This is a genomic window from Bacillus cereus group sp. MYBK216-1, assembly GCF_051916495.1.
Taxonomy (GTDB): domain Bacteria; phylum Bacillota; class Bacilli; order Bacillales; family Bacillaceae_G; genus Bacillus_A; species Bacillus_A thuringiensis_K.
Window position 1 is genome coordinate 296,412 of record NZ_JBQAGT010000001.1, and the last position, 22,129, is coordinate 318,540.

Here is a 22,129-nt window from a genome sequence, read left to right on the forward strand (position 1 = left end):
TTTGGTGGAGGAATTCGAATGAAAAAGAAAATTGCAGAATATGAAGTTGGTGAACAAGTCGATATTTTCTTGTTAATTAAAACAGCGACAAAAGGTATCGCAAGCAATGGAAAGCCATTTTTAACAGTAATCTTACAAGATCCAAGTGGAGATATTGAAGCGAAGCTATGGGACGTATCACCAGAAGTTGAGAAACAATATGTAGCGGAAACAATCGTGAAAGTAGCTGGAGATATTTTAAACTACAAAGGCCGTATTCAATTACGTGTGAAACAAATTCGAGTTGCGAATGAAAATGAAGTAACAGATATCTCGGACTTCGTAGAAAAAGCACCAGTGAAAAAAGAAGATATGGTCGAGAAAATTACGCAATACATATTTGAAATGAGAAACCCGAACATTCAACGTCTAACAAGACATTTATTAAATAAGCATCAAAACGAATTTTTAGACTATCCAGCAGCGACTAAGAACCATCATGAGTTCGTATCTGGATTAGCGTATCACGTCGTATCGATGCTTGATTTAGCGAAAGCTATCTCAAATCTATACCCATCATTAGATAAAGACTTACTGTATGCAGGCGTTATTTTACATGACCTTGGTAAAGTAATCGAATTATCTGGCCCAATTTCTACAACGTATACGTTAGAAGGAAATTTACTAGGTCACATTTCGATTATGGTGAACGAAATTGGGAAAGCAGCAGACGAGCTGCAAATTGATGCAGAAGAAGTATTAATTCTTCAACACATCGTCCTTTCTCACCACGGAAAAGCAGAATGGGGTAGTCCAAAACCACCATTAGTAAAAGAAGCAGAAATTCTGCATTACATCGATAACTTAGATGCAAAAATGAACATGATGGACCGCGCATTAGGACGCACAAAACCAGGCGAATATACAGAGCGTGTCTTTGCGCTTGATAATCGTTCGTTCTATAAGCCGTCGTTCCATAATTAATAGTGTGAATAAAGTGGCCTCATTAAGTGTTAATATGCTTAGTGAGGCTGTTTTTATAGGAAGTGAATAATACTTTATGAAAAATATCTCGAATTTGAGATAAAATACTTGCTTTTTAATCACTTGAGTTGTAAAGTGATAGTAACGAAAGCAATTGAGCCATATGAAAAACATACACTCAGTTGTTTTCGATTAAAAAACAAAGTAACTTATACAGTAAAAACTAAGATGAATTTACAAAAACATAATGAGAATAAATTGAAAAGCTAAAAAGCATATTATTTTTTTATCATCACTTGACTAGTAAAACGAAGCGGAGGAATTACAAATGTATAAAATTAAAGGGCATCATCATATTTCAATGGTTACGAAAAATGCAAATGAAAATAATCACTTTTATAAAAATGTGCTTGGATTACGTCGTGTGAAAATGACAGTAAACCAAGATGATCCGTCAATGTACCATTTATTTTACGGAGATAAAACAGGAAGTCCGGGTACAGAGTTATCATTTTTTGAAATTCCATTAGTAGGAAGAACATATCGCGGTACAAATGCGATTACTCGAATTGGATTACTCGTTCCTTCAGAGGAAAGCTTACATTACTGGAAAGAACGATTTGAGAAATTTGATGTGAAACATAGTGAAATGACAACATATGCAAATCGTCCTGCTTTACAATTTGAGGATGTTGAAGGTCTTCGCTTAGTACTACTCGTTTCAAACGGGGAAAAAGTAGAGCACTGGGAAACTTGGGAGAAATCAGAAGTTCCTGCAAAGCATCAAATTCAAGGAATGGGTTCTGTAGAAATGACAGTTCGTAGACTTGATAAAATGGCGAGTACACTTACAGAGATGTTTGGTTATACAGAGGTTAGCCGCAGCGAAGAGGAAGCAATTTTTCAGTCCATTAAAGGAGAGGCTTTTGGAGAAATCGTTGTGAAATATTTAGATGGTCCTACTGAAAAGCCGGGCCGCGGTAGCATTCACCATTTAGCAATTCGTGTAAAGAACGATGCAGAGCTAGCTTATTGGGAAGAACAGGTAATAAAAAAAGGCTTCCATTCTTCAGGAATCATCGACCGTTTCTACTTTAAAAGCTTATATTTCCGTGAATCAAACGGAATCCTTTTTGAAATTGCGACAGATGGACCAGGATTTACAGTTGATGGAGATGTGGAACATTTAGGAGAAAAACTTGATTTACCACCGTTCTTAGAAGATCAGCGAGCAGAAATTGAAGCGAATTTAGCACCTATTGAAGAGAAGTAATAGGAGAGAAAATATAAATTAAAAAACATTGGAGGAATATAAAATGAACCAATTAAAAGGAATTCACCACGTTACAGCGATTACAAGTAGTGCAGAAAAAAACTATGAGTTTTTCACTCACGTTTTAGGAATGCGTTTAGTTAAGAAAACAGTAAACCAAGATGATATTCAAACGTATCATTTATTCTTTGCAGATGATAAAGGTAGTGCAGGAACAGATATGACATTCTTTGATTTCCCAGGTGTTCCGAAAGGTGTACACGGTACAAATGAAATTTCAAAAACTTCATTCCGTGTTCCGACTGATGCAGCATTAGAGTATTGGGTGAAACGCTTTGACCGTTTGGAAGTAGAACATACAGGAATTAAAGAGCAATTTGGTAAGAAAACTCTATCTTTCATTGATTTTGATGACCAACAATATCAATTAATCTCTGATGAATTAGATAAAGGGATCGAATCAGGTACACCTTGGCAAAACGGGCCAGTACCATTAGAATACGCAATTACTGGTTTAGGACCTGTATTCATTCGTATCGCGAACTTTAGCTTCTTTAAAGAAGTGTTAGAAAAAGTTTTATTATTTAAAGAGATTGCGCAAGAAGGAGAATTCTATTTATTTGAAGTGAACGAAGGTGGAAACGGTGCCTCTGTCATCGTAGAACATAATACAGTTCTTCCTGAAGCACAACAAGGTTTTGGTACAGTGCACCATGCGGCATTCCGCGTAGAAGATCGCGCTGTATTAGAAGAATGGATTGAGAGAATCAGTAGCGTAGGACTTCCTTCATCTGGATATGTAAACCGTCACTTCTTCGAATCATTATATGCAAGAGTTGCACCACAAATCTTATTTGAATTTGCAACAGACGGCCCAGGATTTATGGGAGATGAGCCATACGAAACACTTGGCGAAAAATTATCTTTACCTCCATTCCTAGAGCCAAAACGTGAAGAAATTGAAAAATTAGTTCGTCCAATTGATACAGTAAGAAGCACGAAGGAATTTATTAAAGAGTAAAAATAGAGCAAGTAGTTTTAGCGGAGTGCTGGAACTGCTTGCTTTTTTATTTATTCTAGTAAGTTTTCTGACAATTGTTTCTCAAGTTGTTAAAAAGGAAAACTTTGGTATGATTAATTAAAATATAGAATTTTCTAATAATTATTTTTCAATACATAGAAAAGGAGTGGTAATATAAAATTTTGATAATTGTATAAAAATCCTAATTTTGTATTTTTGGAGAAAAGGGGATGCGAGTGTATGGGAGCAGATGTAGTAACACGGGAGCAAATGAAACATTCTTTAGATGATTGGTATCGTGTAATGTTGCAGCAAAATATAGAGAAAGCTATGGAAATGAAAGAGGCGATTGAAAGTAAGATTAGTGGGTTGGATGTGGATCAGGATGTATTGCTTTATCATGCGTTGTTGAATTTTAGATATGATGCATTAGTGGATTGGATTGGGGTTAGAGAAGATAGTTTTGATAAAGTGGAATCTTTTGAAATCCCAGCAGAAGGTGTTCTAGCTTATTACTATCACTTTTTTAAAGGGTTTCATTGCACATTAATTTCAAATTATAACGAAGCGAAAGAACAGTATGAGCAAGCTGAGAAGTTATTGAAATATATTGCAGATCCGATAGAACATGCGGAGTTTAATTATCGGATGGGGAATTTCTATTATCAAAAATATGACCAAGTTCATGCAATAGATTACTTGAATAGGGCAAAAGCAGCATTTTTACAATATCCAGGTTATGAAATAAAAGTAGGATTATGTGAAAATGCTTTTGGACTATGTTGTGTAGACATAGATCACTATGAATTAGCGGAAGAAAACTTTAATTCTGCTATGGAAGTATTGCAAAAAGCAGATCAAAAAAAATATATGCTAATGGTTCGGCATAATTTAGCTTGGCTTTATGCTAGTCAAAATCTTTCAGAATTAGCAATTCGTCATATATCTGAGGTGACCAAAAACTACCCAGAACACTTTAAAGCCTTATTTGTAGAAGCGCGTGAACATTACAAATTAGGACAATATAATTTAGCGAATCCAATCGTTGAAAAAGGTTTAAATATTTGTGTTGATTTAGGAGAAAAAGAATTTCAACATCGGTTTAAAATTTTGAAAGAACTCAATGGAAAATCTTCAGTATCAATTATTGAAGATGTAATTTTAGAAGGACTTTCTTATTTTGAGAGAGAAAGATTATGGGATTGTATTCAAGAATACACTGAAATTTTAGCACTGAAATTTTATGAATTTGATGATCATGTTAAGGCAAGTAAATATTTTTATATGAATAATAAGGCTCAAAAAAATATATTGGAAAAGGGAGCGTTAAAATAATGAAGAAATTTCGTTTGGCTATTGTTGGGACTGCATTAGTAGGGGTATTATCAATTGGGTTCAATAGTTCTTTTACAAATCAAGCTGTAAATATTGGTGACACAGGAGGGGCACCAGCAAGACCAGACTACGTTAATATTGGTGACACAGGAGGAGCACCAGCAAGACCAGACTACGTTAACATTGGCGACACAGGAGGAGCACCAGCAAGACCAGACTACGTTAACATTGGCGACACGGGCGGAGCACCAGCAGATAATAAAGGCGATGGTGGAGCACCAGCCAACTTCAATAAAGGTGACGGTGGCGGTATTAGCAAGCAAGACTCACACGCTGATCATTTTTAAATTAAATAATAACAAAGAAAGGGATCTCACAACGAGGTCCTTTTCTTTGTTATTAGGCCATGTAGAGAAAAGAATTGACTTACTTTAAATATGTAACTATAATAGTTACAGAATAACCATTAGTAATAGAAGTGAGTTATATTTTTTTAGTATAATTGTAACTGTTTTAGTTACAATTAAAAAGAGAACATAAAATAACCAAAAAATGTAAAAACTTTTAAATAGCAACAAGAGAAAGGAGACGGGAACTTTGAAAAGGTTTAAGTTTTATATGATTAGCGGTATTGTGCTCGTTTTGTTAATTGTTTGTAATTTCGTCGATAAGCCGATTGCGAAGGTTGGAGAAGTGAAAGATACTGTTATGATGAAGCTGCATACGAAAGAGAGTATGGCGCAAATTGATGGGCAGACAATTTATTTTAAGCAAATTGGAGAGGGGAAGCCGCCTTTACTTATGCTTCATGGGTTTGGTGGTTCATCTGATGGGTTTAGTGATATTTATCCGGAACTTGTAAAGGATCACACGATTATAGCGGTTGATATTTTAGGATTTGGGCGTTCTTCTAAGCCAGTTGATTTTCAGTATTCGTTTCCTGCGCAAGTGAATTTATATTATAAGTTAATGAAGAAGCTCGGATACGATCAGTTTGCGGTGCTCGGTCATTCGATGGGCGGAGAGATGTCCCTTAATTTAGCGTATTTATATCCGGATGCAGTGACGCATCTCATCTTGGCGGATGCTACAGGGATAGAGTCTTTCCAGCAAAAAGAAAGTTATGAAGTGCCGCCGCTATCGACGGACTTACAAACTGTAACTGAGATTACGAAGTATAATAAAAATGAAGTGAAAAATAGTCGTGATGATAAAGAGCATTATGATCAGCTTACGAAAATGAGAGAGCGCCGCATTGCGATGGAAGCTGATAAAATTAAGGTGCCAACTCTAATTATATGGGGACGACATGATAAGAGTGTTTCTTGGAAAAATGGTGAACTGTATCATGGGCTATTTGCAAATAGTACGTTTCATATTATTGAAAAAGGATACCACGCACCGTTTCGTCAGGAACCAATCGAGTTTATGGAATATGTACAAGCGTTTTTCGCGAAGCATCCACAATAAAAATTTTAAGCATAAATCCACTTCTTTCCTCATAAAGTGAAACTAATAAGGCTTGTCTAAGGAAAGGAATGAAGTGATTTGGAAACTTTACCATGGTGGGTGTATCTTGTAATTGTCGGGATTGTACTAAGTGGCTACATGGTTTTATATACTTCGAAAAAAGAGCAAGATATGGATAATGAGTTTATTGAAAAAGAAGGCGAAGTATATATGAAGCGCTTAGAAGAAGAACGCGAGAAACGTAATCAGGATAGTGATAAAGATTCGGTATTGCTTTAATAAAAATTTTGAAAGGCTACCACCTAGTAGGATTTTACATCTAGGTGGTAGCTTTTTTTCTTCTGCGGGAGCAGTATATGTTCATCAAGCTAAGGTTATATTAGTTTAATTTTACATGTATAAGAGAGTCATCATAAACTTTTATTGATGGTATTTATATATATTTTTACTCATAAGAATGGAACTAGTGGGGATTTTACTGGGGGGGGATTAACAATGCATAGGGATGAAACTTCATTACATCCTGATACAGGTGTTACATCTGTAATGTTTGTTGAGCGTTCATTAAATGAAATTCGTTTTTGGTCTAGAATCATGAAAGAGCATTCTCTTTTTCTTCGCTTAGGGTTTAGATGCGAGGATACGCAATTAATCGAAGAGGCGAATCAATTTTATCGATTGTTTGAACATATTGAACAAATAGCGCATTCCTATACAAATGAAACAGATCCTGAGCAAATAAAAAGATTTAATGCAGAAGTACAACAAGCCGCAACTAATATTTGGGGATTTAAACGAAAAATTTTAGGATTAATTCTCACATGTAAATTGCCAGGACAAAATAACTTTCCACTTTTAGTTGACCATACAAGTAGGGAAGCTGATTATTTTAGAAAACGTTTAATACAATTAAATGAAGGTAAATTAGATGCGCTTCCTGATGCTATTATTAAAGAAAATGTTTTCTTTTTACGGATTATGGCAGACCATGCTAAATTTATTGGTCATCTTCTTGATCCATCGGAAAGAAAGCTTGTAGATACAGCACGAAATTTTAGCAATGATTTTGATGAATTGATGTATCAAGCAATTGACTTAGAATCTATGAAACCACAATCCCAAACAGCTCCTCTTTTAGATCAATTTTTAGATCAAAATCGCGTGTCGGTTGCATCTCTTCGGGATTTTAAGAAAACAGCACGTGATTTAATTGAGCAATGTAAAATAAAGAGTATCATTCATCCATTATTAGCAGACCATGTTTTCCGTGAAGCTGATAGATTTCTTGAAATCATTGATATGTATGATGTTCACCTTACAAATATCCAATCACAACCTAGATATTAGAAGATAAGGAAAGATACTATTTTTCCTTAAGCTGAGAAGTTAACAATTTATTGTTAGCTTCTTTTCTTTGTGATTAAAATTTTCTTTTAAGGACTACATAAATCCCTTTGACCAAATATGTAATTCTTTGTAAAATGTTATATATGGAAATATTATGAATATGCAGGAAATCTATGGATAATAGATTTTAATAAATTATTCAAGGGAAATTTATTAGTTAAGTATATTAACTTGTTTGCACTACATTTTACAAATAAAGGGGTATTAGTAATCATGAAAGCAAAGAAATTAGTAAGTTTAGCGCTACCAGTTATGTTATTGAGTGGTTGTATTACAATTGAAACTGATGGTAAGAAAGCTGAACCAAAGAAAGAAGAAACGCAAAAGGTAGAGAAAGAGAATAAGACTTCTGAAAAAGAGAGTAAGTCAACTGATAGCAAGAAAGAGGATAGCTTATTTGTAGCGAAAGGTGAAGGTACAAATAGTAGCTCATCAAGTAGTCAACCAAGTTCTTCTTCAAATAATTCAACTTCTTCTAGTTCTTCAACTGGTAAGGTAACTGGTTCAGATGTTGAAAGGTACAAGGCAGATATCATAAATAGTGCTACTCAAATTGAAGATACAATGAAATTAATTGAAGGAATAGCAGATTCAGACGTAAAATCATACAAACAAAAGAAAAGTGAAGTACAACTGAGTTTAGGTGGAGCAAAGGCAACTGCAACGAAACTGAAGAATCTACAAGCGCCTCCTGAGTTACAGGGAGAACAGGCGAAGATAAAGCAGTCGATGGAACTATATGCGGATTGTTTTCAACTTCTATTTGATGCATTAGATCAAGAAGACGAAAGTAAAATGCATCAATCACTAAGTAAAGCACAAGAAGGTTCGAAACTGTTTGAAGAGGCAGCGAAGAGTATCGGTAGTAAAACCAACTAAGAATAAATTATTTTAAGGGGTACTTGTGGGTGCAGTTGGTGCAAGTGAAGAGTTAGGAATTAGTTATGGAAACACATTACAAATTTATCAAATGGACGATAATGTTCGTATTCGATATATAAAACAATAAATAATTGGTGAAAAACTCTGTAATAAATTTTACAGGGTTTTTTGTTAGTTCTAGTTTATTTTTTTGTCTTCCTAAGCGCTAAGCATACTAGTATAAGTTGAGAAATGAACAAAACGATAATGATAGGCAAACCTTTCTCACGATGTAACTGTAACCATCTAAAGCCCAATTCATAAACTATGATGGAGGCTTTTTACTTACTAATCGGATGAAAAAGGAGTGTAATCATGAAGAAATGTACTGTTAATGAAGCGGGAGGGAATGTGCCACAACCAATCCGCAGCGACGGAGCAGGTGCGATTGATTCTGGACCTCGTAATGTTATGAGGGATATTCAAAATCCGAATATGCTTGTTCCGCCTATAACGGATGCAGGGTTAGTTCCTAACTTGAAGTTTTCATTCTCGGACACTTCTATGATTTTGAAACAAGGCGGGTGGTCTCGGGAGATTACTGCTCGGGAACTACCGGTTTCGACGACGATTGCGGGAGTGAATATGAGTTTAACGGCCGGTGGAGTACGAGAACTACATTGGCATAAAGAGGCAGAATGGGCGTATATGCTTTTAGGACGGGCGCGCATAACGGCTGTTGATCAAAATGGGCGTAATTTTATTGCTGATGTTGGGCCAGGTGATCTTTGGTATTTTCCTCCTGGTATTCCGCATTCCATTCAAGGATTGGAACATTGTGAATTTCTACTCGTTTTCGATGATGGGCATTTTTCTGATTTATCTACTTTAGCTATTTCTGATTGGTTTGCGCATACCCCAAAAGAAGTGTTGTCGGCTAATTTCGGAGTACCTGAGAGTGCTTTTCGTTCTATTCCTTCAGATCAAGTTTATATTTATCAAGGAGAGGTACCAGGTTCGCTTGAAAGTCAGGAAATTCAATCACCTAAAGGAGAAGTTCCTTTAACATTTAAACATGAATTGTTAAAACAAAAGCCGATTAAGACTCCTGGTGGTAGCGTTCGAATTGTAGATTCTACAAATTTCCCTATTTCCAAAACAATCGCAGCAGCGCTCGTTGAGGTTGAGCCTGGCGGAATGAGAGAACTTCATTGGCACCCGAATAATGATGAATGGCAATATTATTTGACAGGGGAAGCGAGAATGACTGTGTTTCTTGGAAATGGTACCGCTCGTACATTTGATTATAGAGCTGGCGATGTCGGATATGTACCGTTTGCGACGGGGCATTATATTCAAAATACAGGTACCGAAACATTATGGTTTTTAGAGATGTTCAGAAGTAATCGTTTTGAAGATGTATCGTTAAATCAATGGATGGCACTGACTCCTAAAGAAATAGTGGAGAGTAATATACATGTTGGCCCGCAAGTAATGGATTCCCTGCGTAAGGAGAAGTGGCCTGTTGTGAAATATCCGGAGTTTTTATATAGTCCGAAAAATGATGAGTAAAAATGAAAATTTGCGTTATTCTTTCTGGAGACTGATAAGAAGGGATGGCGTATTTTTTATGCCTAATCTAGTCTTTATCCCGCTATTTGCCGGGCAGTAAGACCCCCACCTCAAAATTCAGCGGAAGCAAAGAAGTTAGGTGGGGGATCAACAAAACCCCCACTGATTAAAGTTTCAATTTATTAGTATCCGTCCTTTGTATTATTGTTCGGGAAATTATTATTGGAGCATAGTATAGGGAAGATACATATAAAATAGCGCCATTATAAGCTGTAACGCATAAGTTGCGCAGGAAATGCAACGATAACTCGCTTTACTCTTCATCATTTATTTGAACATAATGGGCATAGAGAGGTGATAAACACAGTATGATTTTTAGTGAGCGTTTAAAAGAAGAAAGGGAAAAAAGAAATTGGTCGCAAAATGATTTGGCTGAAAAACTTCATGTGAGCAGGCAATCTGTTTCGAAATGGGAGACGGGAAAGAACTATCCGAGCATTGAAATTATTATTCATTTAAGTGATCTGTTCGGTATTACAATTGATGAACTGCTGAGGAGTGATGAAGAATTGACGCAGAAAGTAATTGAAGATAGTAAGCAATTGGCGTATCCAAAATGGAAGGTGTTTTTTGATAGTCTATTTATGATAGGAGTATTTTTGTTTATTGCAAAAATCGTTGTATGGATGCTAAACAAGTTTGCTGGAGCAAGTATTACAATTGTAGCAGATGCGCCATATGTAATGAATCTTTTGCCCCTTGCACTAATGATTATAGGTGGTATAGGTTCCGATAAGTTGAAGAAAATATATAGATAAGAGAAAGATTTGAAAGAAATCCCCAACACTAGCTGTTCTTTTCACTTAAATTGTGTACTATAAAGGATAGGATGACATAAAGAAGGGGACATATAGAATGGAATTTCATGAACAGAAGATTTTGCCGGCAGTGAGGCAAATTAAAGATTTGGAAAAGCTATTACATAGTTCGTATGAATATATCGTTATTTTAGATATTCATGTCGGTCAATTGAAGAGTGTTATATCACTTGCGAAGCAATATTGTAAAAAGGTGTTTTTACATGTGGATTTAATTCATGGTTTGCAGAGTGATGGGCATGCGACGGAATATTTATGTCAGGAGTTTAGACCGTACGGGTTACTTTCAACAAAGGCGAGCGTTATTATGAAGGCGAAGCAAAAAGGTGTTGTGGCAATACAACGCATCTTTTTAATCGATTCGAGTGCGATGGAGAAGAGCTGCAATCTTTTAGATAAGACGAAACCGGATTATATTGAGGTACTTCCTGGAGCATTAACGGATGTTATTGCTGAAGTGAAAGAGCGTACTGGTGTACCGATTTTAGCAGGTGGTTTTATTCGTACTGTAGAAGATGTGGAAAGAGCTTTAAACGCTGGTGCGACAGCAATTACGACATCAAAACGCGAACTATGGAAACATTACCAAAAAAAGTGACGAAAATGTGAATTTTTTCGTTGACACCGCTTTCATTTACGGTTAACATTATAGACAAGTTAATAAACGTGACGGAGAAAAGTAGAGATCCACATTTCATTGTTTCTATATAAATGTATATAGAAGCGTGCAAGCTGTGGGTCTTTTTCTTTTGACAAAAACGAATGGCCATTCATTTTACCTCTATCACATTTGGAAGCGTTTAAATTGATTGTGGAGGGATACTATGTCAGCATTTTTAGGAGAGTTAATAGGGACTGCGTTGTTAATCGTACTTGGTGGCGGCGTTTGTGCTGGTGTAAGTTTAAAGAAATCGTTTGCGAAAGATTCAGGTTGGATTGTTATTACAATGGGCTGGGGCTTAGCAGTAGCGGTTGCAGCGTATGCGGTTGGATCAATTAGTGGGGCACATTTGAATCCAGCTTTAACGATAGGATTAGCATTTAAGGGAGCGTTCCCATGGAGTGACGTACCAGGTTATATCGTAGCACAAATGATTGGGGCAATTATCGGGGCAGTTATCGTATATTTACATTACTTACCACACTGGAAAGAAACAGAAGATCCAGGAACAAAGTTAGGTGTATTTGCAACAGGTCCAGCAATTCCGAACACATTTGCAAACCTTTTAAGTGAAATGATTGGAACATTCGTTTTAGTATTTGGTATATTAGCAATTGGTGCAAATAAATTTGCAGATGGATTAAATCCATTTATCGTAGGTTTCTTAATTGTAAGTATTGGTTTATCATTAGGTGGGACAACAGGATACGCAATTAACCCAGCGCGTGATTTAGGTCCGCGTATCGCACACTTCTTCCTTCCGATTGCAGGAAAAGGCGGTTCAAACTGGAAGTATGCATGGATTCCAGTAGTTGGTCCAATTTTAGGTGGATCACTTGCAGGTTTATTCCATCAAGTTGTATTTGAAGGAAAGCAAAATTCAGCACTTATTTATGTGATTATCGCAACTGTGATTGTACTAGCAATCTCTTATATGACAAGTAAAAAAAGCGGAAGCAATACAAATAGTAGAAAAGTAGCATAAGGGGGAAACCGATATGAAAAAATATATTCTTTCATTAGACCAAGGAACAACAAGCTCACGCGCAATTCTTTTCAATAAAAAAGGTGAAATTGTTCATTCAGCTCAAAAAGAGTTTACACAACATTTTCCAAAGCCGGGCTGGGTAGAGCATAATGCACAAGAAATTTGGGGATCTATTTTAGCAGTTATCGCAACTTGCTTAAGCGAAGCAGATGTAAAACCAGAACAAATCGCTGGTATCGGTATTACGAACCAACGTGAAACAACGGTTGTCTGGGATAAAACGACTAGTAAACCAATTTACAACGCAATCGTATGGCAATCTCGCCAAACAGCTGAAATTTGTGATGAGTTAAAAGAAAAAGGTTATAGTGAAATGGTTCGCGAAAAAACAGGTCTTTTAATTGATGCATACTTCTCTGGAACGAAAGTAAAATGGATTTTAGATAACGTTGAAGGTGCAAGAGAAAAAGCAGAAAACGGCGATCTATTATTCGGAACAATTGATTCGTGGCTTGTATGGAAACTATCTGGTGGTAAAGCACACGTAACAGATTACTCAAACGCATCACGTACGTTAATGTTTAACATTCACGACTTACAGTGGGATGATGAGCTTCTAGAAATGTTAACAGTACCAAAGAGCATGCTTCCAGAAGTACGTCCATCATCTGAAATTTACGGAGAAACAATTGATTACCACTTCTTCGGTCAAAATGTACCGATTGCAGGTGTAGCTGGTGACCAACAAGCAGCATTATTTGGACAAGCTTGTTTCGGTGAAGGTATGGCGAAAAATACTTACGGAACTGGTTGCTTCATGTTAATGAACACAGGTGAAAAAGCAGTAGCTTCTGAGCACGGTCTATTAACAACAATTGCATGGGGAATAGATGGTAAAGTAAACTACGCATTAGAAGGAAGTATTTTCGTAGCAGGTTCTGCAATTCAGTGGTTACGTGACGGAATGCGCATGTTTAAAGATGCAAGTGAGAGTGAAGTGTATGCGAATCGCGTTGAATCAACTGATGGTGTATACGTTGTACCAGCATTCGTTGGACTAGGAACACCTTATTGGGATAGTGAAGTACGCGGCGCTATGTTTGGTGTAACACGCGGTACGACGAAAGAGCATTTCATTCGTGCAACGCTAGAATCTTTAGCTTACCAAACGAAAGATGTATTATGCGCAATGGAAGCAGATTCAGGTATTGAACTGAAAACATTACGCGTTGATGGCGGAGCGGTTAAAAATAACTTCTTAATGAAGTTCCAAAGTGATATTTTAGATGTTCCTGTAGAGCGTCCAGTAATCAACGAAACAACGGCTCTAGGTGCAGCATACTTAGCTGGTCTTGCAGTTGGATATTGGAAAAACCAAGATGAAATTAAAGAACAGTGGCATATGGACAAACGCTTTGAGCCAACGATGGAAGCGAAAACAAGCGAAGAGCTATATGCTGGATGGAAAAAAGCAATTGAAGCAACAAAAGCTTTCAAATAATCATAAACAGTGTTATAATGGTGACAAGTTAATAATTCGGTAGGAGATTTGGAGAGACCACAACGCGCTATAGAGGCGAAATCTATAGCGGAGTTTGTGGTCTCTTTTTTCGTTATCAAAGGGAGGAATTACCATGAAATTTTCAAGTAAACAACGTAAAGACGTATTAAACGGAGTAAATAAACAAGAGTTAGATGTGATCGTAATTGGTGGAGGTATTACTGGTTCTGGTATTGCATTAGATGGAGCAACACGCGGGTTATCAACAATTGTGTTTGAAATGCAGGACTTTGCAGCAGGTACATCAAGTCGTTCAACGAAGCTTGTACACGGTGGTCTACGTTATTTAAAACAACTTGAAGTGAAAATGGTAGCAGAGGTGGGTAAAGAGCGTGCGATCGTATATGAGAACGGTCCCCATGTAACAACACCAGAGTGGATGTTACTTCCGTTCCATACAGGCGGTACGTTCGGATCATTTAGTACATCAATTGGTCTTCGTGTATACGACTTCTTAGCAGGTGTAAAACGAAGCGAGCGCAGAAAGATGTTTAACCGTGAAGAAACACTAAACAAAGAGCCTCTTGTAAAAAAAGAAGGATTAAAAGGCGGCGGTTACTACGTAGAATATCGTACAGATGATGCGCGTCTTACAATTGAAGTAATGAAAGAAGCAATTGAGCACGGCGCAAAAGCTGTTAACTACGCAAAAGTAGACAGTTTCTTATATAAAGATGGAAAAGTATGCGGTGTACGTGTAATCGATTTACTAGACGGTGAAGTATATGAAGTGTACGGTAAGAAAATTGTAAACGCAGCTGGCCCTTGGGTAGATACACTTCGTGAAAAAGATAACTCGAAAAAAGGAAAAGTACTTCAGTTATCAAAAGGTGTTCACTTAGTAATTGACCAAAAACGTTTCCCATTAGGTCAAGCAATTTACTTCGATACACCAGATAAACGTATGGTGTTCGCGATTCCTCGCGGCGGAAAAACTTATGTAGGTACAACAGATACGTTCTACGATAAAGACGCAGCTGTACCACAAATGACAACAGAAGATCGCACATACATCATTAATGCGATTAACTACATGTTCCCAAGCGTGAAAATTACAGAGAAAGACATTGAATCAAGCTGGGCTGGTGTACGTCCGTTAATTTATGAAGAAGGTAAGAGTGCATCTGAAATTTCTCGTAAAGATGAAATTTGGACTTCTGAATCTGGTTTAATTACAATCGCAGGTGGTAAATTAACAGGATACCGCAAAATGGCTGAAATGGTAGTAGACTACGTAACGAACTTACTACAAAAAGAAGGTCATAGCGCATATCCGAAGAGCGACACGAAACATATGCCAATCTCTGGTGGACATGTAGATGGTTCACACGGATTCCCAGCATTCGTTGCGAAAAAAGCTGGCGAAGGTACGAAATATGGTTTAACAACAGCACAAGCAGAAGAATTCGCGAAATTCTACGGTTCTAACGTTGACGTACTATTTGACTTAGCGAAAAAACATAAAGACGAAGCGAAAGAATACAACATGCCGCTAGACGTTCTAATCCCACTTGTATACGCAATGGATTACGAAATGACAGCAAAACCAGTTGACTTCTTCGTACGCCGTAGAGGCGCTGTATTCTTCAACATCCACTGGGTATACGAGTGGAAAGAAGCAGTAATCAACTACATGGCTGCGAAACTAGGCTGGAGCAAAGAAGAACAAATGAAATATACAGCTGAACTAGAAAAAGCATTAACAGACGCTGTAATTCCTGTAGATCAACAAGAGCAGGCGGCTGCGTTAGCGTAAAATAGAGAAACACCTGAAGGGAACCCCTTCAGGTGTTTTTTATCTTGACTAAAAATAAATAAAATGTGTTACAATGATGATAGAGTATGTAGTATGAATTTTGCATAAAATAAAGAAGACAGAAGCCTGAGAAACTTCTGCCTTGTGTAACCTAACTTGCTATTGTGGTGGTAGTAGGTGCGGTTATAAGACAATTACATTAACGTTTTAGCCGAGAACCGCCCTTACCTTTTCCACGAAGCAGGGTGGTTCTCGCTTTTTTGTATACAGAAATTAGCCACGGACCGACGTATCTTCTACCGATGACAACGCCAGCTCCGGTTAGGATACCGTACACTAATTTAATGACAAACATCGCGATCATTTTATCACCTCCCCCCTTTTTTCAAAATGGAAGAGATGATTACCACACCTACTAGTTATAGCTTATTAAGTTACATTTCAATTGTATTATGTTTTAAAATAGGGAACAAGACAAATGAATACGGATATGAGGTGTATCATAAAAAAATTAATTACTTATGATCCTAAAATCTAGATGGTATATCTGTATGTAATTCCGTTCACTTCAGAAATTGAGGTTGAATCGACTGAAGAGTTAGCAGAAAATCCAAAACTAAATGTAGATATTGTAAAATGACAATAAAGTTATTTAATTTAAAAGCCCAAACAAGTATAACCCCGTTCTAAATTTAGGACGGGGTTAAAAATATAGTTGTTTAATCTTGATGTAAGATACTTTACTACACTAAAAAAATATAACAATAAAGTGGTTTGGAAATTTAGGTTTTATTCAAAAAATGGCACCCGTTTGTTAAACAAGAAAATGTAGTATTCCCTATTAATCGAAAGTTGCGATCACTTGATTTAATTCATTTAAGGCCTGTGGTTCAAGTTTTAAAGTAAATGTTGATTGACCAGTACCTCCGTAAATATAATCATAATGGAAAAGTCGTTTGTCTATCACACAAGGTAAATCAAGACCTACCATACGAACACTTCCTACCTGAAAGCCTGTAACTTTTTGAACTTCCTCTGGAGATGCTAATTTCACTTTACTACAACCTAAAATATTAGCTATTTTCTCAAAATTAATTTTACTACGGCTTCCAGATACAATTAACACAAAGAAGCCTTTATCGGTTTTTAGTATCATCGTTGGAGCTGTTTGCCCAACTTCAATCCCAAAATACTCTGAGCCCTCTTGTCTTGAGTGTATCGGTTTTTCGTGTTGAATTATTGCATATGTATAGTTGCTTTTCTCTAAAATTTCTTGCAATTCCTCCATAAGAAACACCTCCAACATTAATTTTAACATAGAAAATTGCGGTAATATTTAAAAGGCGAACTATTAAATTAAATGAGTTCTCTTTTTAATTTAGCGGAGGATACACCCTGCTCAAAGAAAATTACCTAGAAGCTTTTGGATGATGAATTTGATAAAAACATTTATGAAGATCCAGAACTACTAGAGCACTACGATAAAACCCTTATCACAAACTGAAAGAGCGCCTTGGGAGAGAGGCGCTCTTTAAGTGAATGTATTGTAACGACTATTCGGTTTATTATATGTAAGTAGCTGGAAAGTGTTTTATAAAAAACGTGATTGCCGTCCGTATTTTTTATAAATTTATAAAACTTTTTCATACAGTGCGTCGTCTAATATATGGGAAGGAGGAAATGATGTGGATGAATTAACGGTAGAAGCGTTTGAAATAGAAGATAAGGAACTCCTTATTGATGAAATCATGAACAAGTATGGACAAGAAGTCCTGCAGCTTGTGTATTCATATGTAAACAATAAAGAAATCGCTGAGGATGTAACGCAAGATATATTTGTGAAATGTTATAAGTCTCTTCATACATACAAAGGGAAGTCGAATGTGAAAACGTGGTTATGGAGAATTGCGATTAATCAATGTAAGGACTATATAAAAAGTTGGTATAACAAAAAGGTGATCGTGACAGAGGATGAATCTGCTTATATGGGGGTTCAAAATGATAGTGTCGAACAAACTGTTATGCAAAATGCGGAGGATCGTGAGCTCACTTCTGCGGTAATGAATTTACCGATAAAATACCGAGAAGTCATTTATCTATTTTATTATGAAGAATTATCAATTAAAGAGATTGCTACTGTAATAGACGTGAAAGAAAACACGATAAAAACGAGACTGAAAAAAGCGAAGGAGCTTTTGAAGAAAGGATTGGAGGAATAATCAAATGGAAGATCGATTAAAAGGCTTGCGAAAATCAATGGAGAACACAACGTTTAAACATTTGAGTTTTTCTGATCAACACCAGAAGCAGGTGCGCGAAAAAATTAAGCAATCGTCCGAAAAGGAAGAAGATATCCTTTTAGCAGTGTTACAACTTCTTATGAATGAAAAAACAGGTTATGAATTGATGCAGTTACTACGGGGGAGAGGGATTCAAAAATTCGAAGGTGATGAAGGGTCTCTATACACTTTATTACATCGTCTAGAACAGAATCGCTTTATCCAATCTAACTGGGATCACGCAGGAGCTAAATATTATCAATTAAATGATAAAGGAAACAAGATGCTGCGAAAGGCAGAGAAGAATGCTACGAAGGTACAATTTATATTAAAAGGCTTAGTACAGGAGTGAGGCGAAATTGAATAAAAAAGGGGATCGTTTTGTAAGCGAAGTTACGAATCATATTAAATCAAAAGAAGCAAAGAGCTTTGTAGCAATTGAACTAGATTTTCACTTAAAACAGGCGAAGAACACGTGGATAGAAAAAGGTTTAAGTGAGGAAATTGCTGAAAATAAAGCTGTGGAACAGATGGGAAGTCCGAGTAAATTAGGGCGGGAACTTAACAAACTACATAAGCCAAAGGTGGATTGGTTCTTACTTATTTTATTGGTGGCTGCTATGGGGTTAGGGTTTTTGCCAATAATCGCTCTTGGGCATACGAACGATTTACTAATGAACAAAGTAATTTTTGTAATTCTCGGCATTGTAACAGCTATTGGGATGATGTTGCTTGATTACCGGAAGCTAGAAAGATTCGGGTGGCTGTTTTATACAATTGGAATACTTATCTTGTTAGCTATAAAATGTTTTCCGACTGGTTACGTGATTGGGGAAGCAATAATAAAAATTGGTCCCATCAAAATTGACTGTTTAATGACGATACCATTCTTTTTTCTAGCCTGGGCTTCATTTTTTAATAACAGTAGATTAAAGTTTATGCATCTTTTCATGCTGTACGTATTTTCTTTATATTTATTTTTAATTACATCCGTCCTAGTGCCAATTTTTATTTATATTACGATGGTTTTCGTTATGCTTTGGTGGAGTAAGCTAGGAAAGAAAACGGCATGGCTCATTACAATGTTACCGATTTGTTTCTTTATTATTAGGGATTTATTTTCCTGGTCTGCTGTAAAAGAATACCGGATAGCTAGAATTTTAGGAATGTTAAATCCAGAGCATGATCTATGGTATTTACGTTTAAAAGAGGCGATGTCTTCAGCAGGTTGGTTTGGTACATATGGAAATATAAAGTCTATCCGTGCTGCTCATACTGATTTTGTATTTGCAAGTTTGACTTACTATTATGGATATGTACTTGCGCTAGTTCTTGTCGTGATTCTTTCTCTTTTTGCAGTAAGAATAATGAACATAGCTTATAAAATAAATGATGGTTATGGTAAATTGCTTCTCGTTGGCGGAGTGACTCTTTTTGTAATCCATTTTATTTGTAACGTTGGCATGACCCTCGGGATATTACCACGTGTTTCTATATCATTACCATTTATTGGCTACGGATTGATACCAACTCTGTTTCATGCATTTATAATGGGAATTGTGTTAAGTGTATATCGACGTAAAGATATTCCTTTTAGAATGAGAAAAACACCTTGATAATCATCAAGGTGTTTTAGTTATTAGCTCAAAACTATACGAATCAGCCCCAAGCACAAAAGGACTAACCTCGCCAACGCTATAAAGTTGCAATTCATGCATCGCGCGCGTACAAGCAGTGTAGAACAATCTACGAACGCTCTCAGTGCTGTACACATCTTTAGAAGCATCGTAAATAATAACGGCATCAAATTCGATACCTTTCGCTAAGTAAGCAGGGATCACGACAATGCCTTGCTCATACTCGGCTGAGTTACTCTTCACGAGTTTAATATTATCGATATGATTAAGTGCTTCGTATGCAGCGGCGCTTTCAGCTGCGGATTTACATATAATTGCGATTGTATTGTGCTGCTCTTTTTGTAGTTCAGCAACTTTGGCAGTAATATGTTCGTGCAGTTCGCTCTCATTCGCTACTTTCGTCACTGTGGGTTTCTCGCCGTCACGTTCAAAGGCGTGAATGTTCTTGCCTTCCGGTACGAGAGCGCGTGTGAATTCAATAATCGGTTTTGTGGAGCGATAGCTACGAGTTAAGTTAATGCCGTTTGTTTCGTCTGGACCGTATAAATTTGTAAGTGTATCGAAATTAACTGTTTCACTCGCATGAGCAAATATCGCTTGGTTAAAGTCGCCGAGTACTGTCATTCTCGCGGCAGGGAAGAGACGTTTTAAAAACTCGAACTGAAACGGCGAATAATCTTGCGCTTCGTCTACGAGTACGTGTTTAATCGATCTGTTCGTTTGGAAGCCTTCAATTAACTCTTTTAAAAGTAAAAATGGAGTTGCGTCCTCGTAATATAGTTTTCCTTCATCGAGCATGTTTACTGTTAATGAGCAAATGTCATCCCACTCTTTCGGTTTTTCCCCAGTAACCCATGATGCATCTGTGAAGAGCTGTTTATATATGCCTGTGAAATTGATGAAACGTAAAGTTTGAACGCCTTTACGAAGTGGCTTCATTTTTTTACGGACAATCATACGTCCAAGTACTCTCGTTTCTTTTTCAAAATCATGAAAGGAGTTGTCGTCAAACTCGCCTTTTTTCTGTAAATATTTATAAGCCTTTTGGTATTCATCTTTACTAAGTAATTCAATTTCTTCTTCTACCCAAGGCTTTTTCAGTTCTGCTTTTTCAAGTGCATCTATTTGCTTATTTAGCCAATCCGTTAACTTCTCAATTCGACTATGGAAGCGGAGGGAGGAGTCAGTATTATAAAATTGCTCTGTAATTTCTTTAGCTGAGACGATTAGTTTTCCTCTAAATTTCATTCCTCTAAATAGCATACCTGAAGATTCAAGAGATTGTCTGTACGCTCTAATCATCTCGAAAAATTGAGTGGATGCTTTAAATCGGATGCTCGCATTTCTCATTTTATAGGTAGGGCTATTCGTTTCAGTTAACATATATTCCAATTGCTCATAAGGATCTTCAACTTCAAATGACTTACTTAGTCTATGATTTAAATATTCTTGGAATGTAACTTGCTGCATATTTTCTTCACCGAGTTCAGGTAGTACGTTAGAAACGTAGCTATTGAACATAGAGTTAGGAGAGAAGAGAATAATTTGATCTGCTTTTAGCCATTCGCGATATTTATATAGTAAGTAGGCGATTCGTTGCAATGCAGCTGATGTTTTACCACTACCAGCGGCTCCTTGCACGATAAGGAGTCGGCCTTCATCGTGACGGATAATTTCATTTTGCTCGCGCTGAATCGTAGCAACGATGCTTTGCATATGTTTGTTCGTGCCTTTTCCAAGCGCTTGTTGTAAGATTTCATCACCAATTGTAAGGCTCGTATCGAACATAGAATCAATCTCGCCATTTTGAATAATGTATTGTAATTTTTTCTCCACGTTACCGTGGATTACGCCGCCTGGTGTACTGTATTCAGCAGGTCCTGGTGGATAATCATAGTACACACTCGAAATAGGTGCGCGCCAGTCATATATAAGGAAGTTTTCTCCGCTTGCATCAGTAAGTGTAGCGACGCCGATATAAATTTGATCCGCGGCAGATTCTCCTTCTTCTTTGAAATCAATTCGTCCGAAATAAGGTGCTTTATGCATGCGTCTTAATGCGGCAAGTCGATTATAGGTGTGCTTATGGGTAATTTGTGTGACAGCTAGTGACTGAGCTTGTTGTCTTAAGTTGATAACTGTTTCAAGATAATCATCGAAAGTATCAGTATTCACTTTCACGTCATCCCAAAAGTGTTTACGAATATTGATTACTTCTGCCCGGCGTCTGCCAGTTTCGTTTTCCAGTTTATCAATTTGCTCCGTAATTGTTTCAATTACGGTATCCAATCGTTTTTGCTCTAAATCAAGGTTTTTGTTCATACGGTAAGCACTCCTTTAAAAGTGAAAAATAGAGGTTGACTGAAGATGTATTTTGGTGTACAATTAAGATACGGATAAATACGTTCCTTTTGTTTTGTGAAACGTGTTTCTGTTCTAATTTAACATAGTTTTTTCATTTAATCAA

The 22,129-nt window shown here is 36.8% G+C and carries 21 protein-coding genes and 1 pseudogene; 19 read left to right on the forward strand and 3 right to left on the reverse strand.

The window, feature by feature from the left end:
- The first annotated feature begins 18 nt into the window (after nucleotides 1-18).
- From yhaM to glpD, 15 genes are all read left to right on the forward strand, one after another.
- Entirely contained in the window at nucleotides 19-963 is a 945-nt protein-coding gene (gene yhaM / locus ACTFRH_RS01675) for a 3'-5' exoribonuclease YhaM (protein WP_000726638.1), read from the forward strand.
- 328 nt (nucleotides 964-1,291) lie between these two features.
- Nucleotides 1,292-2,236: a ring-cleaving dioxygenase gene (locus ACTFRH_RS01680; RefSeq protein ID WP_000276680.1), complete on the forward strand. Its 945-nt coding sequence runs from the start codon at nucleotides 1,292-1,294 to the stop codon at nucleotides 2,234-2,236.
- Nucleotides 2,237-2,279: 43 nt separating this feature from the next.
- A complete protein-coding gene (locus ACTFRH_RS01685) occupies nucleotides 2,280-3,257 on the forward strand; it encodes a ring-cleaving dioxygenase (protein WP_001072575.1) in 978 nt (325 codons plus the stop codon).
- A 240-nt stretch (nucleotides 3,258-3,497) separates the two neighbouring features.
- Entirely contained in the window at nucleotides 3,498-4,592 is a 1,095-nt protein-coding gene (locus tag ACTFRH_RS01690) for a RapH N-terminal domain-containing protein (protein ID WP_000500578.1), read from the forward strand.
- Nucleotides 4,592-4,939, forward strand: a complete 348-nt coding sequence (locus ACTFRH_RS01695; RefSeq protein WP_000714519.1) for a Phr family secreted Rap phosphatase inhibitor — start codon at nucleotides 4,592-4,594, stop codon at nucleotides 4,937-4,939. Before ACTFRH_RS01690 ends, ACTFRH_RS01695 begins: the two co-directional genes overlap by 1 nt.
- Before the next feature lie 250 nt (nucleotides 4,940-5,189).
- Nucleotides 5,190-6,062, forward strand: coding sequence for an alpha/beta fold hydrolase (locus ACTFRH_RS01700; protein ID WP_000819477.1), 873 nt, complete (start codon nucleotides 5,190-5,192; stop codon nucleotides 6,060-6,062).
- Between the two features lie 78 nt (nucleotides 6,063-6,140).
- Complete coding sequence (locus ACTFRH_RS01705; RefSeq protein WP_000449223.1) at nucleotides 6,141-6,341, forward strand: sporulation YhaL family protein; 201 nt, start codon at nucleotides 6,141-6,143, stop codon at nucleotides 6,339-6,341.
- A 216-nt stretch (nucleotides 6,342-6,557) separates the two neighbouring features.
- The gene (locus tag ACTFRH_RS01710) at nucleotides 6,558-7,409 is read left to right on the forward strand and encodes a DUF2935 domain-containing protein (RefSeq protein WP_000554486.1); all 852 of its coding nucleotides are present in this window, start codon (nucleotides 6,558-6,560) and stop codon (nucleotides 7,407-7,409) included.
- A 273-nt stretch (nucleotides 7,410-7,682) separates the two neighbouring features.
- A complete protein-coding gene (locus tag ACTFRH_RS01715; protein ID WP_000644832.1) occupies nucleotides 7,683-8,348 on the forward strand; it encodes a DUF7018 domain-containing (lipo)protein in 666 nt (221 codons plus the stop codon).
- 357 nt (nucleotides 8,349-8,705) lie between these two features.
- On the forward strand, nucleotides 8,706-9,902 hold the full coding sequence (locus tag ACTFRH_RS01720; protein ID WP_000710666.1) for an oxalate decarboxylase family bicupin: 1,197 nt from the start codon (nucleotides 8,706-8,708) through the stop codon (nucleotides 9,900-9,902).
- A gap of 368 nt (nucleotides 9,903-10,270) precedes the next feature.
- Complete coding sequence (locus ACTFRH_RS01725; RefSeq protein ID WP_000577657.1) at nucleotides 10,271-10,720, forward strand: helix-turn-helix domain-containing protein; 450 nt, start codon at nucleotides 10,271-10,273, stop codon at nucleotides 10,718-10,720.
- 97 nt (nucleotides 10,721-10,817) lie between these two features.
- Complete coding sequence (gene glpP, locus ACTFRH_RS01730) at nucleotides 10,818-11,378, forward strand: glycerol uptake operon antiterminator GlpP (protein ID WP_000394285.1); 561 nt, start codon at nucleotides 10,818-10,820, stop codon at nucleotides 11,376-11,378.
- Between the two features lie 226 nt (nucleotides 11,379-11,604).
- Nucleotides 11,605-12,426 (forward strand): glycerol uptake facilitator protein GlpF, encoded by an 822-nt coding sequence (glpF, locus tag ACTFRH_RS01735; RefSeq protein ID WP_001272200.1) that lies wholly within the window; start codon nucleotides 11,605-11,607, stop codon nucleotides 12,424-12,426.
- 13 nt (nucleotides 12,427-12,439) lie between these two features.
- Nucleotides 12,440-13,930: a glycerol kinase GlpK gene (gene glpK, locus ACTFRH_RS01740; protein ID WP_000760009.1), complete on the forward strand. Its 1,491-nt coding sequence runs from the start codon at nucleotides 12,440-12,442 to the stop codon at nucleotides 13,928-13,930.
- A 133-nt stretch (nucleotides 13,931-14,063) separates the two neighbouring features.
- Nucleotides 14,064-15,746: an aerobic glycerol-3-phosphate dehydrogenase gene (glpD, locus tag ACTFRH_RS01745; protein ID WP_000672831.1), complete on the forward strand. Its 1,683-nt coding sequence runs from the start codon at nucleotides 14,064-14,066 to the stop codon at nucleotides 15,744-15,746.
- Nucleotides 15,747-15,945: 199 nt separating this feature from the next.
- On the opposite strand, the gene ACTFRH_RS01750 is transcribed toward glpD, so the two are convergent.
- Nucleotides 15,946-16,110, reverse strand: a complete 165-nt coding sequence (locus tag ACTFRH_RS01750; RefSeq protein WP_000561154.1) for a hypothetical protein — start codon at nucleotides 16,108-16,110, stop codon at nucleotides 15,946-15,948.
- Between the two features lie 138 nt (nucleotides 16,111-16,248).
- Here ACTFRH_RS01750 and ACTFRH_RS01755 point away from each other — a divergent pair.
- Nucleotides 16,249-16,377: pseudogene (locus tag ACTFRH_RS01755) on the forward strand (DUF2283 domain-containing protein); the annotation flags it as partial.
- A gap of 210 nt (nucleotides 16,378-16,587) precedes the next feature.
- Here ACTFRH_RS01755 and ACTFRH_RS01760 read toward each other — a convergent pair.
- Nucleotides 16,588-17,034 carry an aminoacyl-tRNA deacylase gene (locus tag ACTFRH_RS01760; RefSeq protein WP_000391907.1) on the reverse strand — a complete coding sequence of 149 codons (447 nt, stop codon included), beginning with the start codon at nucleotides 17,032-17,034 and terminating at the stop codon, nucleotides 16,588-16,590.
- Nucleotides 17,035-17,431: 397 nt separating this feature from the next.
- Between ACTFRH_RS01760 and ACTFRH_RS01765 the strand changes: the two genes are divergently transcribed.
- Genes ACTFRH_RS01765 through ACTFRH_RS01775 form a run of 3 tightly spaced genes read left to right on the forward strand, consistent with a single transcriptional unit; the run spans nucleotide 17,432 to nucleotide 19,641 of the window.
- The gene (locus ACTFRH_RS01765) at nucleotides 17,432-17,965 is read left to right on the forward strand and encodes a sigma-70 family RNA polymerase sigma factor (protein WP_000344023.1); all 534 of its coding nucleotides are present in this window, start codon (nucleotides 17,432-17,434) and stop codon (nucleotides 17,963-17,965) included.
- Nucleotides 17,966-17,969: 4 nt separating this feature from the next.
- Nucleotides 17,970-18,377 carry a PadR family transcriptional regulator gene (locus ACTFRH_RS01770; protein ID WP_000390148.1) on the forward strand — a complete coding sequence of 136 codons (408 nt, stop codon included), beginning with the start codon at nucleotides 17,970-17,972 and terminating at the stop codon, nucleotides 18,375-18,377.
- A 7-nt stretch (nucleotides 18,378-18,384) separates the two neighbouring features.
- Nucleotides 18,385-19,641 (forward strand): FtsW/RodA/SpoVE family cell cycle protein, encoded by a 1,257-nt coding sequence (locus ACTFRH_RS01775; RefSeq protein ID WP_001034605.1) that lies wholly within the window; start codon nucleotides 18,385-18,387, stop codon nucleotides 19,639-19,641.
- A gap of 6 nt (nucleotides 19,642-19,647) precedes the next feature.
- On the opposite strand, the gene helD is transcribed toward ACTFRH_RS01775, so the two are convergent.
- Nucleotides 19,648-21,984 (reverse strand): RNA polymerase recycling motor HelD, encoded by a 2,337-nt coding sequence (gene helD / locus ACTFRH_RS01780; protein WP_001038960.1) that lies wholly within the window; start codon nucleotides 21,982-21,984, stop codon nucleotides 19,648-19,650.
- Nucleotides 21,985-22,129: the final 145 nt, after the last annotated feature.

What these genes read in the sequence shown, in the direction of transcription:
- glpF (WP_001272200.1), top strand. Translation starts at nt 11,605, where the DNA reads ATGTCAGCATTTTTAGGAGAGTTAATAGGGACTGCGTTGTTAATCGTA.
- glpP (WP_000394285.1), top strand. Translation starts at nt 10,818, where the DNA reads ATGGAATTTCATGAACAGAAGATTTTGCCGGCAGTGAGGCAAATTAAA.
- helD (WP_001038960.1), bottom strand. Translation starts at nt 21,984, where the DNA reads ATGAACAAAAACCTTGATTTAGAGCAAAAACGATTGGATACCGTAATT.
- ACTFRH_RS01750 (WP_000561154.1), bottom strand. Translation starts at nt 16,110, where the DNA reads ATGATCGCGATGTTTGTCATTAAATTAGTGTACGGTATCCTAACCGGA.
- ACTFRH_RS01770 (WP_000390148.1), top strand. Translation starts at nt 17,970, where the DNA reads ATGGAAGATCGATTAAAAGGCTTGCGAAAATCAATGGAGAACACAACG.
- ACTFRH_RS01695 (WP_000714519.1), top strand. Translation starts at nt 4,592, where the DNA reads ATGAAGAAATTTCGTTTGGCTATTGTTGGGACTGCATTAGTAGGGGTA.
- ACTFRH_RS01680 (WP_000276680.1), top strand. Translation starts at nt 1,292, where the DNA reads ATGTATAAAATTAAAGGGCATCATCATATTTCAATGGTTACGAAAAAT.
- glpK (WP_000760009.1), top strand. Translation starts at nt 12,440, where the DNA reads ATGAAAAAATATATTCTTTCATTAGACCAAGGAACAACAAGCTCACGC.
- ACTFRH_RS01685 (WP_001072575.1), top strand. Translation starts at nt 2,280, where the DNA reads ATGAACCAATTAAAAGGAATTCACCACGTTACAGCGATTACAAGTAGT.
- ACTFRH_RS01760 (WP_000391907.1), bottom strand. Translation starts at nt 17,034, where the DNA reads ATGGAGGAATTGCAAGAAATTTTAGAGAAAAGCAACTATACATATGCA.
- ACTFRH_RS01710 (WP_000554486.1), top strand. Translation starts at nt 6,558, where the DNA reads ATGCATAGGGATGAAACTTCATTACATCCTGATACAGGTGTTACATCT.
- glpD (WP_000672831.1), top strand. Translation starts at nt 14,064, where the DNA reads ATGAAATTTTCAAGTAAACAACGTAAAGACGTATTAAACGGAGTAAAT.
- ACTFRH_RS01725 (WP_000577657.1), top strand. Translation starts at nt 10,271, where the DNA reads ATGATTTTTAGTGAGCGTTTAAAAGAAGAAAGGGAAAAAAGAAATTGG.
- ACTFRH_RS01690 (WP_000500578.1), top strand. Translation starts at nt 3,498, where the DNA reads ATGGGAGCAGATGTAGTAACACGGGAGCAAATGAAACATTCTTTAGAT.
- ACTFRH_RS01715 (WP_000644832.1), top strand. Translation starts at nt 7,683, where the DNA reads ATGAAAGCAAAGAAATTAGTAAGTTTAGCGCTACCAGTTATGTTATTG.
- yhaM (WP_000726638.1), top strand. Translation starts at nt 19, where the DNA reads ATGAAAAAGAAAATTGCAGAATATGAAGTTGGTGAACAAGTCGATATT.
- ACTFRH_RS01720 (WP_000710666.1), top strand. Translation starts at nt 8,706, where the DNA reads ATGAAGAAATGTACTGTTAATGAAGCGGGAGGGAATGTGCCACAACCA.